At 69.1% G+C, this 15,395-nt stretch carries 16 protein-coding genes and 1 pseudogene; 13 read left to right on the plus strand and 4 right to left on the minus strand.

Translation table 11 applies throughout. The annotated features are described in order from the left end of the window. The 12 genes from AC1D1G_RS29525 to AC1D1G_RS29580 all read left to right on the plus strand — a co-directional run. A partial coding sequence (locus AC1D1G_RS29525) for a pyridoxamine 5'-phosphate oxidase family protein (RefSeq protein ID WP_477954841.1) occupies positions 1-407 on the plus strand: 407 nt, incomplete at its 5' end. A 241-nt stretch (positions 408-648) separates the two neighbouring features. Continuing rightward, on the plus strand, positions 649-747 hold the full coding sequence (gene kdpF / locus AC1D1G_RS29530) for a K(+)-transporting ATPase subunit F (RefSeq protein ID WP_280782447.1): 99 nt from the start codon (positions 649-651) through the stop codon (positions 745-747). Continuing rightward, complete coding sequence (kdpA, locus tag AC1D1G_RS29535; RefSeq protein WP_477954843.1) at positions 747-2,462, plus strand: potassium-transporting ATPase subunit KdpA; 1,716 nt, start codon at positions 747-749, stop codon at positions 2,460-2,462. The genes kdpF and kdpA overlap by 1 nt, the downstream gene beginning before the upstream one ends. Next, on the plus strand, positions 2,459-4,561 hold the full coding sequence (gene kdpB / locus AC1D1G_RS29540) for a potassium-transporting ATPase subunit KdpB (protein WP_477954844.1): 2,103 nt from the start codon (positions 2,459-2,461) through the stop codon (positions 4,559-4,561). Before kdpA ends, kdpB begins: the two co-directional genes overlap by 4 nt. A gap of 6 nt (positions 4,562-4,567) precedes the next feature. Then, positions 4,568-5,218: a potassium-transporting ATPase subunit C gene (locus tag AC1D1G_RS29545; protein ID WP_009473937.1), complete on the plus strand. Its 651-nt coding sequence runs from the start codon at positions 4,568-4,570 to the stop codon at positions 5,216-5,218. 7 nt (positions 5,219-5,225) lie between these two features. Then, on the plus strand, positions 5,226-7,763 hold the full coding sequence (locus AC1D1G_RS29550) for a sensor histidine kinase (protein WP_009473936.1): 2,538 nt from the start codon (positions 5,226-5,228) through the stop codon (positions 7,761-7,763). Beyond that, positions 7,760-8,440 carry a response regulator gene (locus AC1D1G_RS29555; RefSeq protein WP_477954847.1) on the plus strand — a complete coding sequence of 227 codons (681 nt, stop codon included), beginning with the start codon at positions 7,760-7,762 and terminating at the stop codon, positions 8,438-8,440. The genes AC1D1G_RS29550 and AC1D1G_RS29555 overlap by 4 nt, the downstream gene beginning before the upstream one ends. Before the next feature lie 96 nt (positions 8,441-8,536). Beyond that, positions 8,537-8,827 carry a DUF1905 domain-containing protein gene (locus AC1D1G_RS29560; protein WP_054248443.1) on the plus strand — a complete coding sequence of 97 codons (291 nt, stop codon included), beginning with the start codon at positions 8,537-8,539 and terminating at the stop codon, positions 8,825-8,827. Positions 8,828-8,918: 91 nt separating this feature from the next. Further along, the gene (locus tag AC1D1G_RS29565) at positions 8,919-9,881 is read left to right on the plus strand and encodes an alpha/beta fold hydrolase (protein WP_283333658.1); all 963 of its coding nucleotides are present in this window, start codon (positions 8,919-8,921) and stop codon (positions 9,879-9,881) included. Positions 9,882-9,939: 58 nt separating this feature from the next. After that, complete coding sequence (recO, locus tag AC1D1G_RS29570; protein WP_011594310.1) at positions 9,940-10,755, plus strand: DNA repair protein RecO; 816 nt, start codon at positions 9,940-9,942, stop codon at positions 10,753-10,755. Then, positions 10,721-11,530 carry an isoprenyl transferase gene (locus AC1D1G_RS29575; RefSeq protein WP_037226677.1) on the plus strand — a complete coding sequence of 270 codons (810 nt, stop codon included), beginning with the start codon at positions 10,721-10,723 and terminating at the stop codon, positions 11,528-11,530. Before recO ends, AC1D1G_RS29575 begins: the two co-directional genes overlap by 35 nt. Then, entirely contained in the window at positions 11,527-11,928 is a 402-nt protein-coding gene (locus AC1D1G_RS29580; protein WP_477954849.1) for a hypothetical protein, read from the plus strand. Before AC1D1G_RS29575 ends, AC1D1G_RS29580 begins: the two co-directional genes overlap by 4 nt. A gap of 3 nt (positions 11,929-11,931) precedes the next feature. Here the strand turns inward: AC1D1G_RS29580 and AC1D1G_RS29585 are convergent, their stop codons facing one another. Further along, on the minus strand, positions 11,932-12,357 hold the full coding sequence (locus tag AC1D1G_RS29585) for a Fur family transcriptional regulator (protein ID WP_283353701.1): 426 nt from the start codon (positions 12,355-12,357) through the stop codon (positions 11,932-11,934). 5 nt (positions 12,358-12,362) lie between these two features. Beyond that, positions 12,363-12,707: an ArsR/SmtB family transcription factor gene (locus AC1D1G_RS29590; protein WP_009473928.1), complete on the minus strand. Its 345-nt coding sequence runs from the start codon at positions 12,705-12,707 to the stop codon at positions 12,363-12,365. A gap of 221 nt (positions 12,708-12,928) precedes the next feature. Between AC1D1G_RS29590 and AC1D1G_RS29595 the strand changes: the two genes are divergently transcribed. Beyond that, the gene (locus AC1D1G_RS29595) at positions 12,929-14,320 is read left to right on the plus strand and encodes a glycine--tRNA ligase (protein WP_005571613.1); all 1,392 of its coding nucleotides are present in this window, start codon (positions 12,929-12,931) and stop codon (positions 14,318-14,320) included. A 7-nt stretch (positions 14,321-14,327) separates the two neighbouring features. Here the strand turns inward: AC1D1G_RS29595 and AC1D1G_RS29600 are convergent, their stop codons facing one another. Beyond that, a complete protein-coding gene (locus tag AC1D1G_RS29600; protein WP_477954850.1) occupies positions 14,328-15,002 on the minus strand; it encodes a hypothetical protein in 675 nt (224 codons plus the stop codon). Positions 15,003-15,163: 161 nt separating this feature from the next. Beyond that, a pseudogene (locus AC1D1G_RS29605) lies at positions 15,164-15,395 on the minus strand (TPM domain-containing protein); the annotation flags it as partial.

Consider the following 15,395-nt stretch of genomic DNA (forward strand, 5'->3'; position numbering starts at 1 on the left):
GCGTCGCGATGCTCGACGGAATCGTCGTCGCGGACACCCTGTTCGACTCGTCTGCCAACTACCGTTCTGCGGTGGTGCGGGGCAACCTCGTCACTCTCGGCGAAGACGAATCCGCCGACGCACTGAACGCACTGTCGGACGTGCTGATCCCCGGCCGCAGCACGGAAGTCAGGGGGCACCGGCGCAAGGAACTCGCCGCGACACTGGCCCTCGCCCTCCCGATCACGCCGGGCCAGTGGACCGTCAAGGTGCGGGACGCACCACCGGGCGAACCGGCCGAAACCAGCAGCGCCTGGGCCGGCGTGGTCCCGGTTCGGTCGGTCGCCGGCGCGCCCGTCCCGGCGCCGTGGGTGGCGAGCGGCACACCCGTGCCCGCGTCCGTGTCGCGGCTGACCCGGACCGCGTAAGGAAAGCGTCAAGAGCCGGAGGAGTCCCGTAAGCGCTTCGTCAGCGCCGCCTCTTTCGCCGAGATCCGGCGTGATGCTGGCATGACACCCCACAACCGCGGGGTGTCATGCCTGCGCTGAACCGCAGGGTCAGTACGAAGAGGGATCCTCACATGGCCGATGTGGCCTACGTCGCGCTCGTCCTCGGCGGATTCGCCTGTTGCGCGCTCGTTCTCCGTGCCCTGCAGACCGGACGCGTGAAATGACGGGCGCCGGAGCACTCGCGGTCGCGCTCGTCGCGATTGCCGCCGCGCTCGTCGTGTACCTCCTGATCGCGCTCATCGACCCGGAGCGGTTCTGATGACGCCTGCCCTGGCGGCCGGACTGCAGGTCGCCTTCGTCCTCGCGGTACTCGCGGTCGCATATGTGCCGGTGGGCGACTACATGGCGCGCGTGTACGAATCACGCCGTCACCTGCGGGTCGAATCCGCCCTGTACCGCCTGTGCCACATCAACCCCCACACCGAGCAGACCTGGTACGGCTACGCGGGCAGCGTGCTGGGATTCTCCGCGGCGAGTGTGCTGTTCCTCTACGCCCTGCAGCGCATCCAGGGCGTGCTGCCGCTGTCCGGGGACCTCTCCGGGGTCAGTCCCGCGGTGGCGTTCAACACGGCCGTGTCGTTCGTGACGAACACCAACTGGCAGTCGTATGCGCCCGAGACCACGATGAGCAACCTGACCCAGCCGGTCGGGCTCGCCGTGCAGAACTTCGTGTCCGCAGCGGTGGGCATGGCCGTCGCGGTGGCGCTGATCCGCGGGTTCGTCCGGGTGTCGCGCGGCGGTGAGATCGGCAACTTCTGGGTGGACCTCACCCGGGGCAGCCTGCGTATTCTGCTGCCGTTCTCCTTCGTGATCGCGCTGATCCTGCTGAGCCAGGGCGTGATCCAGTCCTTCCACCCGGGCTTCGCGTCCACCGGTCTGGACGRCAACTCCGTCACCAACGCACTCGCACCCGTCGCCTCGCAGGAAGYGATCAAGGAACTCGGCACCAACGGCGGCGGGATTCTCGCCGCCAATTCGGCGCACCCGTTCGAGAACCCGACGCCGATCAGCAACATCGTCGAGATCCTCGCGATCCTGCTGATCCCGGTCTCCCTCACCCGCACGTTCGGCACCATGGTCGGCGATCCTCACGACCGAGCGAGCGAGGTGTCCGGGCACCGCCAGGGGCTGACCCTGCTCGCCGTGATGGGCATCCTGTGGGGATCGCTCCTCGCGGTCACGCTGGCCGCGGAGTCGGGTCGGCGCGGCGTCGCCGCCACCGCCGCGGGCGCGATGATGGAGGGCAAGGAGGTTCGTTTCGGAATCCCCGGCACGGCACTGTTCGCCGTGAGCACCACCGGAACGTCCACGGGCGCGGTGAATTCGGCGCACGACAGCCTGTCGCCACTCGGCGGCGGAGCCGTTCTCCTCAACATGCTGCTCGGTGAGATCGCGCCCGGCGGTGTCGGCACCGGGCTCTACGGAATTCTCGTCCTCGCCCTGATCGCCGTCTTCGTCGGCGGACTCCTCGTCGGCCGCACCCCCGAATACCTCGGCAAGAAGCTGCGGCAGCGGGAGATCACCCTCGCCGCCCTGTCGGTGCTGGTGATGCCGGCGCTCGTCCTGATCGGGACCGGAATCACCGTGATCCTGTCCTCGACCACCGGTTACCAGGGCAACAGCGGCGACCCCGGAAGCCCCGGATCCATCCACGGGTTCTCGGAAGTGCTGTACGCGTTCGCGTCGGCCTCGAACAACAACGGCAGTGCGTTCGGCGGGCTGACGGTGACGAGCGACTGGTTCCAGACCGCTCTCGGCCTGTGCATGCTGCTCGGCCGGTTCCTGCCGATCATCTTCGTCCTCGCGCTCGCCGGATCCCTGGCGTCGCAGAAGAAGACGGCCGCAGGCGCCGGGACCCTGCCGACGGCGGGCCCGATGTTCACCGGGCTCCTCACCGGCACCGTCGTGCTCGTCGCGGCGTTGACATTCTTCCCGGCCCTCGCGCTGGGACCGATCGCGGAGGCTCTGCAGTGAGTGTGAACGTGACCAGTCGTCCGGAATCCGGGACGGCGACGACGCCCGAGGCCGGCCACGACCCGGCGCCCGTGAAGGCGGGAATCTTCAGCCCCGCCCAGCTGGTGACGGCGCTCCCGGGCGCCCTGCGCAAACTCGACCCCCGGCACCTCGCCCGCAACCCGGTGATGTTCGTGGTGTTCGTCGGCTCCGTCGTCACCACCGTCATGGCCGTCGCCGACCCGTCGGTGTTCTCCTGGGCCGTCGTCGCCTGGCTGTGGTTCACGGTGTTGTTCGCGAATCTGGCCGAGTCGGTCGCGGAAGGGCGGGGCAAGGCGCAGGCGGCGAGCCTGCGGAAGGTGAAGCAGGACTCGGTCGCTCACCGGATCACGGCGAGCGGCCGGGTGGAGTCGGTGGCGGGTACCGAACTCACCGTCGGCGACCGGGTGGTCGTCGAGGCGGGAGAGGTGATACCCGGCGACGGCGACGTCGTCGACGGAATTGCGACCGTGGACGAGTCGGCCGTCACCGGCGAATCGGCGCCCGTCGTCCGCGAATCCGGTGGCGACCGGTGTGCCGTCACCGGTGGCACGACCGTGCTGTCCGACCGGATCGTCGTGCGCATCACCGCGGCCCCCGGACAGTCGTTCGTGGACCGGATGATCGCACTCGTGGAGGGGGCGGCGCGGCAGAAGACGCCGAACGAGATCGCGCTGAACATCCTGCTGGCGTCGCTGACGATCATCTTCCTGCTGGCCGTCGTCGCGATCGGCCCGATGGGCCTGTACGCGGGCCAGGAGCAGGATCCGATCAAGCTGATCGCGCTGCTGGTCTGCCTGATCCCCACCACGATCGGGGCCCTGCTGTCGGCCATCGGCATCGCCGGGATGGACCGGCTGGTGCAGCGGAACGTCCTGGCGATGTCGGGGCGGGCGGTGGAGGCCGCCGGCGACATCGACACCCTGCTGATGGACAAGACCGGCACCATCACGTTCGGCAACCGGCAGGCCACTGCCCTGCATCCCGCACCGGGGGTTACCGCGATCGAGTTGGCCACGGCCGCACGGTTGTCCAGCCTCGCGGACGGCACGCCCGAGGGGCGCAGCATCGTGGACCTGTGTGTCCGCGACTTCGGGCTTGACCCGGCACCGTCCGAGGCGGAGAGGGCGGCGGAATTCGTGCCGTTCACGGCGCAGACCCGGATGAGCGGACTCGACATCGACGGCGCCCGGATCCGCAAGGGCGCGAGCGACGCCGTGCTGACGTGGGTGCAGGCGCTCGGCGGGCAGGCGGCGCCCGCGGTCACCGACAGTGTGAACCAGATCGCGCAGGCCGGGGGAACGCCGCTGGTGGTCGCCACCGTTCACGGAGACGCAGCGACCGTCCTCGGGGTGATCGCGCTGTCGGACGTGGTGAAACCGGGTATCGCCGAGCGGTTCGCGGAACTGCGGGCCATGGGGATTCGCACGGTGATGATCACCGGCGACAACCCGTTGACGGCGAAGGCCATCGCGGCCGAGGCCGGTGTCGACGACTTCATGGCCGAGGCGACACCCGAGGACAAGCTCGCGCTGATCCGCAGAGAACAGGAGGGCGGCCGGCTCGTCGCGATGACCGGGGACGGCACCAACGACGCCCCGGCGCTGGCCCAGGCGGATGTCGGGGTGGCGATGAACACCGGCACGTCCGCGGCGAAGGAGGCCGGGAACATGGTGGATCTCGATTCGGATCCCACCAAGCTCATCGAGGTGGTGGAGATCGGCAAGCAACTGCTCATCACCCGCGGGGCGCTCACCACGTTCTCGCTCGCCAACGACCTGGCCAAGTACTTCGCGATTCTCCCCGCCCTGTTCAGCGGAATCTATCCGCAGCTGGACACGCTGAACGTCATGCGGCTGGCCACCCCGGAATCGGCCATCCTGTCGGCGGTGATCTTCAACGCCGTGGTGATCGTCGCGCTGATCCCGTTGTCGCTGAAAGGCGTTCGCTACCGTCCGTCGTCGGCGTCGACGCTGCTGGGCCGCAACCTGCTGATCTACGGTCTCGGCGGTGTGATCACGCCGTTCGCCGGTATCTGGCTCATCGACCTCGTCGTCCGTCTCATTCCCGGAATTGGGTGATCCCGCATGCGATTTCTCATCGGCCTGCTCCGGCAGACCTGGGCCGGACTACTCGTCCTGCTCGCACTCACAGCAGTCCTCGGTGTGCTCTATCCCGCCGCCGTGTGGGGGGTGAGCAGGATCGGCGCAGGAGCGGCCGAGGGGTCTGCGGTGCGCGACAGCACCGGGTGCGTCGTCGGGAGCCGGTGGGTCGGTGTCGACCCGCAGGTGCCTGCGGGGGAGCCGGATCCGTTCTTCCACAACCGGGTCACCGGGTCGGTGGCCGAACAGGATCCGTTCGCGCCGGGCGATCCCGCCACCGCCCTGCCCACCAACCAGGGGCCGAGCAGTGAGATCCTGGCGACGTTCATCGCCGACCGGCGGGCGGCGATCGCGACCCGGGAGGGGGTGGACCCCTCCAAGGTACCGGCGGACGCGGTCACCGGATCCGGCTCGGGCATCGACCCGCACATCAGCCCCGCGTACGCGGCGTTGCAGGTGCCGAGGGTGGCCGCGGAGAACGGTCTCAGCGAGACCCGGGTCCGGCAACTCGTCGACGAGAACACCGAGGGAAGGCAACTCGGCTTCCTCGGTGAGGAACGGGTGAACGTCCTCGAACTGAACCTGGCCCTGGGCCTGACCGCTCCCGAGTGCACCGCCCCGACCGCTGGTGGATGATGGCGAGGTGAGTGGTACCGGAACCGAGGGCGTGCGCCGGGACGCCGAACGCCGACGCGGTGAACTGCGCATCTATCTCGGAGCCGCACCGGGCGTCGGCAAGACGTTCGCGATGCTCGGTGAGGCGCACCGCCGCCGGGAGCGGGGGTGCGACGTGGTCGCGGCCGTGGTGGAGACCCACGGCCGCGACCGCACGGCGGCGCAGCTCGGCGACCTCGAACTGATTCCGCCCAAGCTGATCGCCTACCGGGGCACGCTCGGCCGGGAACTCGACGTCGAGGCGGTGCTGGCCCGCAGGCCGGCGCTGGTCCTCGTAGACGAGCTCGCGCACACGAACACACCGGGCAGCGTCCACGAGAAACGCTGGCAGGACGTGGAGATACTCCTCGCCGCGGGGATCGACGTCCTCTCGACGCTCAACGTCCAGCACCTCGAAAGCCTCAACGACGTGGTGCAGCGGATCACCGGAGTGGTGCAGCAGGAAACGGTTCCCGACGAGGTGGTGCGCGCCGCCACCCAGGTCGAATTGGTCGACATCACTCCGGAGGCTCTGCGCCGCAGGCTGTCCCATGGCAACATCTATGCCGCGGACAAAGTCGATGCGGCACTGAGCAATTACTTCCGGAAAGGGAACCTCACCGCACTCCGCGAACTGGCCCTGCTGTGGGTGGCCGACCAGGTGGATGCCGCACTCGCGAAATACCGTGCGGAGAACAAGATCACCGACACGTGGGAGGCCCGGGAACGGGTGGTGGTCGCGGTGACGGGCGGACCGGAATCGGAGACGCTGGTTCGGCGCGCCGGCCGGATCGCGTCGAGATCCAGCGCCGAACTGATTGTCGTGCACGTGGTGCGCGGCGACGGCCTCGCGGGTGTCTCGGCTCCGGAGATGGGCAAGGTACGGGCCCTCGCCGCAAATATCGGCGCGAGTCTGCACAGCGTCGTCGGCGACGACGTCCCGACCACGTTGCTCGACTTCGCCCGGACCGCGAACGCCACACAACTGGTGCTGGGCACGTCGAGACGCTCACGGTGGGCGCGGATCTTCGACGAGGGCATCGGCGCAAGCGTGGTGCAACAGTCCGGGTCGATCGACGTGCACATGGTGACGCACGGCGAATCCCACCGCCCGCGGCGGTTGTCGCCGGTGGGCTCCCGTTCGCGCACGGCGATCGCCTGGATCGCCGCCGTCCTCGTACCGTCGGTGGCCACGCTGGTGATGAGTGCCGTCGACCGGTGGCTCGGATTGGTCGGCGAGGGAGCCCTGTTCTTCATCGTGGTGCTGCTCGTCTCGCTGCTCGGGGGTGTCGCCCCCGCCGCGTTCTCCGCGCTGATCTCGGGTCTGTTCCTCAACTACTTCTTCACGCCGCCGGTGCGGAGCTTCACCATCGCCGAGCCGGACAACTTCATCACCACGGTCGTGCTGCTCGTGGTGGCCGTCGCCGTCGCGGTCCTCGTCGACGCGGCCGCCAAACGTTCACGGGAAGCCCGCCGGGCGTCGCAGGAAGCCGAGCTGCTGGCACTGTTCGCCGGATCGGTGCTGCGCGGCGCCGACCTCGACACGCTGCTCGAGAAGGTGCGCGAGACCTACGGCCAGGATTCGGTCAGCGTGCTGCACCGGGACCGCGGTCCGGTGGGGTCCGTCGGGCCGCACCCACCGGTGAGCATCGCCGACGCCGACACCGTCTGCGAGGTGGGGGAAGGGGAATACGCGCTCGCCCTGCGCGGCAGCGAACTGCACGCCCGGGACCGTCGGGTGCTCCTCGCCGTCGCCAACCAGGCGGTGGGCATGATCCGCCAGACCGAGCTCGCGCAGGAGGCGGGGCAGGCGCAGGCGCTGGCCGAGGCCGACCGGTTGCGGCGGTCGCTGCTGTCCGCCGTCAGCCACGACCTCCGGACCCCACTGGCCGCGGTCAAGGCCGCCGCGTCCAGCCTGCGCAGCGACGACGTCGACTTCTCCCCGGAGGACACCGCCGAACTGCTCGCGACCATCGAGGAATCGGCCGACGTGCTGACCTCTCTCGTCGGGAACCTGCTCGACTCCTCCCGTCTCGCGGCGGGAGTGGTGACCCCGACGCTGCGGCCGGTGTACCTCGACGAGGTGGTGCACCGGGCGCTGGTGGGTCTGGGAATCGGCGGCCGGACCGGGACCCGGGCCCGGGAAAGGGTGGAGGTCGACGTCGGAACGGTGACGGCGATGGCGGATTCGGGCCTGCTCGAGCGGGTGCTCGCCAATCTGATCGACAACGCACTCCGCTACGGTGAGGACTCCGTGATCCGGGTCGGTGCCGCGGCGGTGGGCGACCGCGCCGTCATCACCGTCGCCGACACGGGGCCGGGAATTCCGCGTGGGCGGGCAGACGAGATGTTCGCCCCGTTCCAGCGGCTGGGGGACCGCGACACGACCACGGGAGTCGGGCTCGGGCTCTCCGTCGTCCGCGGATTCGTCGACGCGATGGGCGGAACCATCAGCGCCACCGACACCCCCGGCGGTGGTCTGACGATGGTGGTGGAGCTGGCCGGGGCGGGAGGGGAGCATTCATGACGAGAGTTCTCGTCGTCGACGACGAACCGCAGATTCTCCGCGCCCTGCGGATCAATCTGAGCGTGCGCGGGTACGACGTGGTGACGGCCGCGTCCGGGGCGGCCGCCCTGCGCGCCGCGGCCGAGCGACCGCCGGACGTGATCGTGCTCGACCTCGGGCTACCCGACATGGACGGCACCGAGGTGCTGGCCGGCCTCCGCGGGTGGTGCCCCGCACCGGTCATCGTGCTGTCGGCGCGGACGGACTCCGCGGACAAGGTCGACGCTCTCGACGCCGGCGCCGACGACTACGTCACCAAGCCGTTCGGGATGGACGAGTTCCTGGCCCGGGTGCGTGCGGCCGCCCGCCGGGCGACGACGGCCGTCGACACGAGTGAACCTGTGGTGGAAACGGATTCGTTCACGGTCGATCTGGCGGCGAAGACGGTGCGGCGGGCAGGGGCCGAGGTGCACCTGACGCCGACCGAGTGGGGAATGCTCGAGATGCTGGTGCGCAACAAGGGCAAGCTGGTGGGGCAGAAGGAACTGCTGCGGGAGGTGTGGGGTCCGGCGTACGCCACCGAGACCCACTACCTGCGGGTGTATCTGGCGCAGCTGAGGCGCAAACTCGAGGACGACCCGTCCCACCCGCGTCACCTCATCACCGAGGCCGGGATGGGGTATCGGTTCCAGGTGTGACCGGGCGACGTGATCCTGCTCACGACCGATGATTCCGGCCGGCTCCGGGAGTCCTACCTTCGACCGCAGCATCACACTCGACCGGAGGAGCCACGAATGCCCGCACCGAAGACCCCGCAACCACTCGCGCACACCTTCACGGCGCCGATCCAGAAGGACGGGGCGTTCGCCACGTACGTGACCGTGCCGGACTCCGCCGAACTTCTCGGAACGCGGCGGCCGGTGAAGGTCGGCGGGACGATCGACGGCCACCCGTTCAATGCGACCCTGATGCCCTCGGGTGAAGGTCCGCACTGGCTTCCCCTGAAGATCGCACTGTGCAAGTTGATCGGTAAGGACGGTGCCGGAGTGGAGGTGACGGTGCACCTCGAGCAGCGTTTCAGCTGACGCCGGGAGGCGTCCGGGTTTGATCCGGGGAGAGCGGGGTACGGATCACCCGGAAGCGGTCTGCGTTTCCGAACGGGTTTCGAGGTGTGTCGTGCCGGTGTGGCCGCGGTTGTCGGGGTGGCTCCCCACTCTGGGGGTCGTGGTGCTCGTCGCCGCGTGCGGAGTGAGCGACGACGGCGACACGAGCGAGAATTTCGCCGGCACCGTCGACATCGGCGGGGGTAGGAACATCCATCTCGAGTGTGCGGGCACAGGCGCACCGACCGTCGTGTTCGTGTCCGGTCTCCGGTTCGGTGCCGATCAGTGGACGACGACGGCCGATCCGGCGAGCACCTCGGCCTTCGACGGGGTCGCCGAGTTCACCCGAGTCTGCTCGTACGACCGGCCCGGGGTCGTGCTGGGCGACGACGCATTGAGCCGCAGCGACCCGGTTCCGCAGCCGATCACCACCACGGACGCGGTCGCCGACCTCCAGTCGCTGCTGGGCGCCACGGGCGAGGCCGGCCCCGGCCCCTACGTGCTGGCCGCCCACTCCTACGGCGGTCAGATCGCGAGACTCTTCGCCGGCAACCATCCCGACGAGGTGGCGGGCATGGTGCTGATCGACGCGCAGTCGGAGGAGCTGCAGACGCTCCTGCCCCCGGAGCAGTTCGAGGAGTTCCTGCGGCTCAACACCCCGCAGCAGGACAGTCTCGACGAGTACCCGGACCTCGAGCGTGTCGACTTCGTCCGCAGCTTCGACGAGATCCGCGCCGCCGAACCGATCCGGCCCCAGCCGCTCGTCGTCCTCTCCGCCGACCGTTCGGTGGCGCCGCAGATCGCGGAGGGCATTGCGAACGGAAGCCTCCCCGCCGACATCGATCCCGGCTACGGCCCGGCCCTCGACGCCGTGCAGCCGAAGGCGCAGGCGGATCTGGCACAACTCGTCCCGGGTGCCACGCATGTCACGAACACGAACAGCGGCCACAACATCAACATCGAGCAGCCGCAACTCGTCATCGACGGAGTCCGCGACGTCGTCGACGCCGTGCGCGACGGGCGCACCGAGCCCTGACCGTCGCACGCGGCTCGGCCTGCGGAATGTGGTCGCCTCGACGTGGGAGACTGGACCGGTGAGGTTGTATCGAGACAATGCGGTGGTCCTGCGCCAGCACAAGCTGGGCGAGGCCGACCGTATCGTCACACTCCTCACCCGGCAGCACGGTCTGGTGCGCGCGGTCGCCAAGGGGGTGCGCCGCACGAAGTCCAAGTTCGGCGCCCGGCTCGAGCCGTTCGCGCACATCGACGTGCAGCTCTACCCGGGCCGCAACCTCGACATCGTCACCCAGGTCCAGACGGTCGACGCGTTCGCGACCGACATCGTCGACGACTATTCCCGGTACACCACGGCGTGCGCGATCCTCGAGACCGCCGAGCGGCTCGCCGGTGAGGAACGGGCCCCGGCGCCGCAACTGCATCGCCTGACGGTCGGGGCGCTGCGGGCCGTCGCCGAGCACAACCGCCCGTGCGAGCTGATCCTCGACGCCTTCCTGTTGCGGGCCATGGGTTTTGCGGGGTGGGCTCCCGCCCTCGACGACTGCGCGCGGTGCAGCGCCCCCGGACCGCACCGGGCATTCCACGTGGCCGCCGGGGGAGCGGTGTGCGTCCATTGCCGGCCGCCGGGCGCCGCCACGCCGTCACCGGGTGTCCTCGACCTGATGGATGCGCTGATCCGCGGCGACTGGGCGAGCACGGAGGACGTGCCCGAGTCGTTGCGGGGGCAGGCCAGCGGTCTCGTCGCGGCGCATCTGCAGTGGCACCTCGAACGGCAACTCCGCACCCTCCCGCTGATCGAACGCGCACGACCGCATGCGGCGGTAAGGGTGGAGGATTCGGTCAGGCAGGATGGGGACCGTGATTCGACGACGCGAACCTCGAGCCCCGCATAGCTCCGGGGCCGAGCGCCAGATCCGGCCGCCGGACCCGCACCCCTCGGGCGCCCGCCCGCCCGGCCTGCAACCCGAACTCGTGCCCCGGCACATCGCGCTGGTGATGGACGGCAACGGCCGCTGGGCGCAGGAGCGCGGACTGCCCCGGACCGCGGGCCACGAACGTGGCGAGGCCGTGTTGATGGACGCCGTCTGCGGGTGCATCGAGATGGGCGTCGAATGGTTGTCGGCCTACGCGTTCTCCACCGAGAACTGGAAACGCAGCCCCGAGGAGGTCCGCTTCCTGATGGGCTTCAACCGCGACGTGATCCGTCGTCGCCGCGACGAGATGCACGAGATGGGGGTGCGCGTGCGGTGGGCGGGCCGCCGTCCCAAGCTGTGGCGCAGCGTCATCAAGGAACTCGAGATCGCCGAGGAGCTGACGAAGCACAACACGGTCATGAACCTGACCATGTGCGTCAACTACGGCGGGCGCGCGGAGATCGCCGACGCGGCGAAGGAGATCGGCAGGCGGGTCGCGGCGGGGCAACTCGACCCGGAGAAGATCACCGAGGCGACCGTGGCCCGGTACCTCGACGAGCCGGACATGCCGGACGTCGACCTGTTCCTCCGGCCGTCCGGCGAGCAGCGCACGTCCAACTTCCTGATCTGGCAGTCGGCCTACGCCGAGATGGTGTACCAGGAGAAGCTGTTTCCGGATTTCGACCGCCGGGACCTGTGGGCGGCGTGTGTCGAGTACGCGTCGCGTGACCGTCGGTTCGGTGGTGTGAAATGACCGTCGACGGGGCGTCCGCGCTGCTCGGGCGGGCGGCGGACGCGCTCGAGCACTTCGCCACCGTCACCCGGGCGGAGGACGGTTCGCTGAGTTTCGAGTACGCCGGGGCGCTGTGCTCGATCAGTGCGATGACCCTCACCGAGGGCCTCGATGTGTTGTCGATGACGTGCGTGCTGGCCTGGGATCGTCCGGTCAGCGCGTCGCTGCACAAGAAGGTCGCGGAGCGGAACGGCGCACTGCAGTTCGGTTCGATCGCGGTGTTCGGTCACGGCCGGCTCGCGGACGTCATCCTGCGCTACACGTTCCCGGCTGCCGGGCTCGAGGACGAGGCACTGACCACGATGCTGCTTCTCGTGTTGAGCGGGGCCGACACCGCACGGCAGGGGCTGATCCCCTGACGCTCACTGCGTTGCGGTGCAGTCCTTGCAGACGCCGAAGATCTCGATGGTGTGGCTGACGTCGGAGAAGCCGTGTGCGTCGGCGATCGACTGCGACCACTGCTCGACGGTGGGCCCCTCGACCTCGACGGTGTAGCCGCAGGCACGGCAGACCAGGTGATGGTGATGTCCGGACGAGCAGCGCCGGTACACGGATTCACCGCTGTCGGTGCGCAGGACGTCGACCGTTCCGGCGTCGGCGAGCGTTTGCAGGGTGCGGTAGACGGTGGTCAGCCCGATGCCCTCGCCGCGCTTGCGGAGTTCGTCGTGCAGTTCCTGCGCCGACCGGAACTCCTCGATGTCGTCGAGGAGCGCGGAGATGGCGCTGCGCTGCTTGGTGGCGCGTACTCCCACGACGACGGGCTTGCGCTGGCCGGTGTTCTGGGTCAAGGCTTCTATCCTTCCTCGGCGTGCGCGACGGCGTCCACGACGATGTGGGCGAGGTGGTCGTCCACCAGGCGGTAGAGGACCTCACGTCCGGTGCGTTCGCCGCGCACGACGCCCGCGGCCTTGAGCACGCGAAGATGCTGGCTGATCAGTGGCTGGGTGACTCCGAGTGCCCCGACGAGTTCGTGCACGCACCGTTCCGATTCGCGGAGCTGGAGGACGATCGCGATCCGGACGGGGGCCGCGAGGGCGCGCAGGATGTCGCCGGCCGCCGCAAGGGTCTCCTTCGACGGCACGTGGGCGGGCGCCGCCGCCTCGAACGGATGCAGATCCCCGGGATCGATGACGCTCACCAGTGATCTCCTTCGGAGTGCCGGACAATGGACGGGACCGTGGCCGCGAGGCCGTCGGCCCGGGAGGATCACCCTCACCTTATTGCAAATCGATTCCATTTTGATATGCACGAATACGCATGTCAACCGGGTGGGTGAACCGACCGCGGTCGGGCAGATAGGCTGGGCTCCGAAAAGCGCACGTGAACCATGCATCTATTACCCAGATGGAGAGCACCCGAGTGGCACCGAAGTCCAAAGTCGAAACCGTCGTCAATCTCGCCAAGCGTCGTGGCCTGGTCTACCCGTGCGGTGAGATCTACGGAGGCACGAAGTCGGCCTGGGACTACGGCCCCTTGGGCGTCGAGCTCAAGGAGAACATCAAGAAGCAGTGGTGGCGCAACATGGTCACCAGCCGCGAGGACGTCGTCGGCCTCGACTCCTCGGTCATCCTGCCCCGCGAGGTGTGGGTGGCGTCCGGTCACGTCGGCGTGTTCAACGACCCGCTGGTCGAGTGCCTCAACTGTCACAAGCGTCACCGTCAGGACCACCTGCAGGAGGCCTACGCGGAGAAGAAGGGCCTCGACAACCCGGACGACGTCCCGATGGACGTCGTGGCCTGCCCCGACTGCGGCACGGTCGGTCAGTGGACCGAGCCCCGCGACTTCAACATGATGTTGAAGACGTACCTCGGCCCGGTCGAGAGCGAAGAGGGCATGCACTACCTCCGCCCCGAGACCGCGCAGGGCATCTTCGTGAACTTCGCGAACGTGCTCACCACGTCGCGCAAGAAGCCCCCGTTCGGCATCGGCCAGATCGGCAAGAGCTTCCGCAACGAGATCACGCCCGGAAACTTCATCTTCCGCACTCGCGAGTTCGAGCAGATGGAGATGGAATTCTTCGTCAAGCCCGGCGAGGACGAAGAGTGGCACCAGTACTGGATCGACTACCGCATGGACTGGTACACCGGGCTCGGCATCAACAAGGACAACCTGCGCCTGTACGAGCACGCCCAGGACAAGCTGTCGCACTACTCCAAGCGCACCGTCGACATCGAGTACCGCTTCCACTTCCAGGGCAGCGAGTGGGGCGAGCTCGAGGGTGTGGCCAACCGCACCGACTTCGACCTGTCGACCCACTCGAAGCATTCGGGCACCGACCTCAACTACTACGACCAGGCCACCGGTGAGCGCTACACGCCGTACGTCATCGAGCCGGCAGCCGGTCTCACGCGGTCGCTGATGGCGTTCCTCGTCGACGCGTACACCGAGGACGAGGCGCCGAACGCGAAGGGCGGCGTCGACAAGCGCACCGTGCTGCGTCTGGACCGTCGTCTCGCCCCGGTGAAGGCCGCGGTGCTGCCGCTGTCGCGTAACGCGGATCTGACGCCGAAGGCCAAGGATCTCGCCGCGACGCTCCGCCAGCACTGGAACGTCGAGTTCGACGACGCCGGCGCGATCGGCCGCCGCTACCGCCGTCAGGACGAGATCGGCACACCGTTCTGCATCACCGTGGACTTCGACACGCTCGAGGACCACGCCGTGACCGTGCGTGAGCGTGACTCCATGGCTCAGGAGCGGGTCGCGCTCGACCAGGTCGAGGGTTACCTGGCGCAGCGCCTCATCGGTTCCTGATCCGCCGTCACCTGCGCGCGCCGCAGGTCGCGGTCAGATAGTTCGTCAGGATTCGCCGGTTTTCCTCGGACACCGGGATGCGTGAGTATTCCGGTGCCGAGGAGCCGACGGCGATCCACAGCGGAAAGACGAAGGGCTTCTTCGCCTCCGCGAGGGCATGGGGGTCGCAGCGCGCCGCGTCGATCGTGAGGTCGACGCTCAGCCGGTCCTCGCCCGCCCGCATGGTGGCGGGCAGCGCGCCGTGCAGCGCATACAGGACGCTGCCGCCGATCTCGTCCACCCGGATGTCACCCGACGCCGTTCCCCGGCTCACGACGAGCTGGGCGGGCAGGGGTGCGGTCGGCTCGGGCGGAGCCGCCGCCGGGATCAGTGTCACCGGTACGGCCCGCGCCAGATCCTCTGCGGCGCAGTCGCCGTCGTGGATTCGGCCGAGGACGTCGTAGGGGGCTGCGAGCGGCACCCGTACGGGCGAGCCGTTCCGATCGGCGACCCCGATCAGGGCGTACGCCGGCTCCGGGGGTGTGTCGCAGCGCACCGGGCCGTATTCGGCCTCGACATCGATCCGGTTGCCGGGTCCGAGTTCGACCACGCGCCGGGTCGCGGGCGCCGCCTCGAAGCCGGGACTGTCCAACGCCACGGATGTCACGGCGACGGGCGCATCGCCGGTGTTCGCGATCCGCACGTGAATCCGCCCACCTGCCGCGTCGTCCTCCCGGCTGCGATAGGCCTCAGCCGACAGCGGGATCGCGTCATCCTCGGCCGGGTCCCCGCCCTCGCAGCCCGACAGGACGCCGCAGGCGGTGGCCGCGACGCAAGCGAATGCGACGAAGACTCGGGAGGACGTCAGAATCGGCCGCCCCCACCGATCCGGCCGGAGCTGCTCGGGCCGCCGAAGGACCGCGGGCCGCTGCTGCGGCCACCGCCGGAGCCGCGGCTTCCCCAGTTGCTGCCGCCGCTGAATCCGCCGCGCAGGATGCTGTCGATCAGGATGCCGCCGAGGATCGCGCCGGTGGCGTTCCCGCCACCGCTTCCGGGCCCTGGGCGCTGGCGGGACTCCCAGCGGCTCACGTCGTTC

Source organism: Rhodococcus sp. P3_B8 (assembly GCF_056402775.1).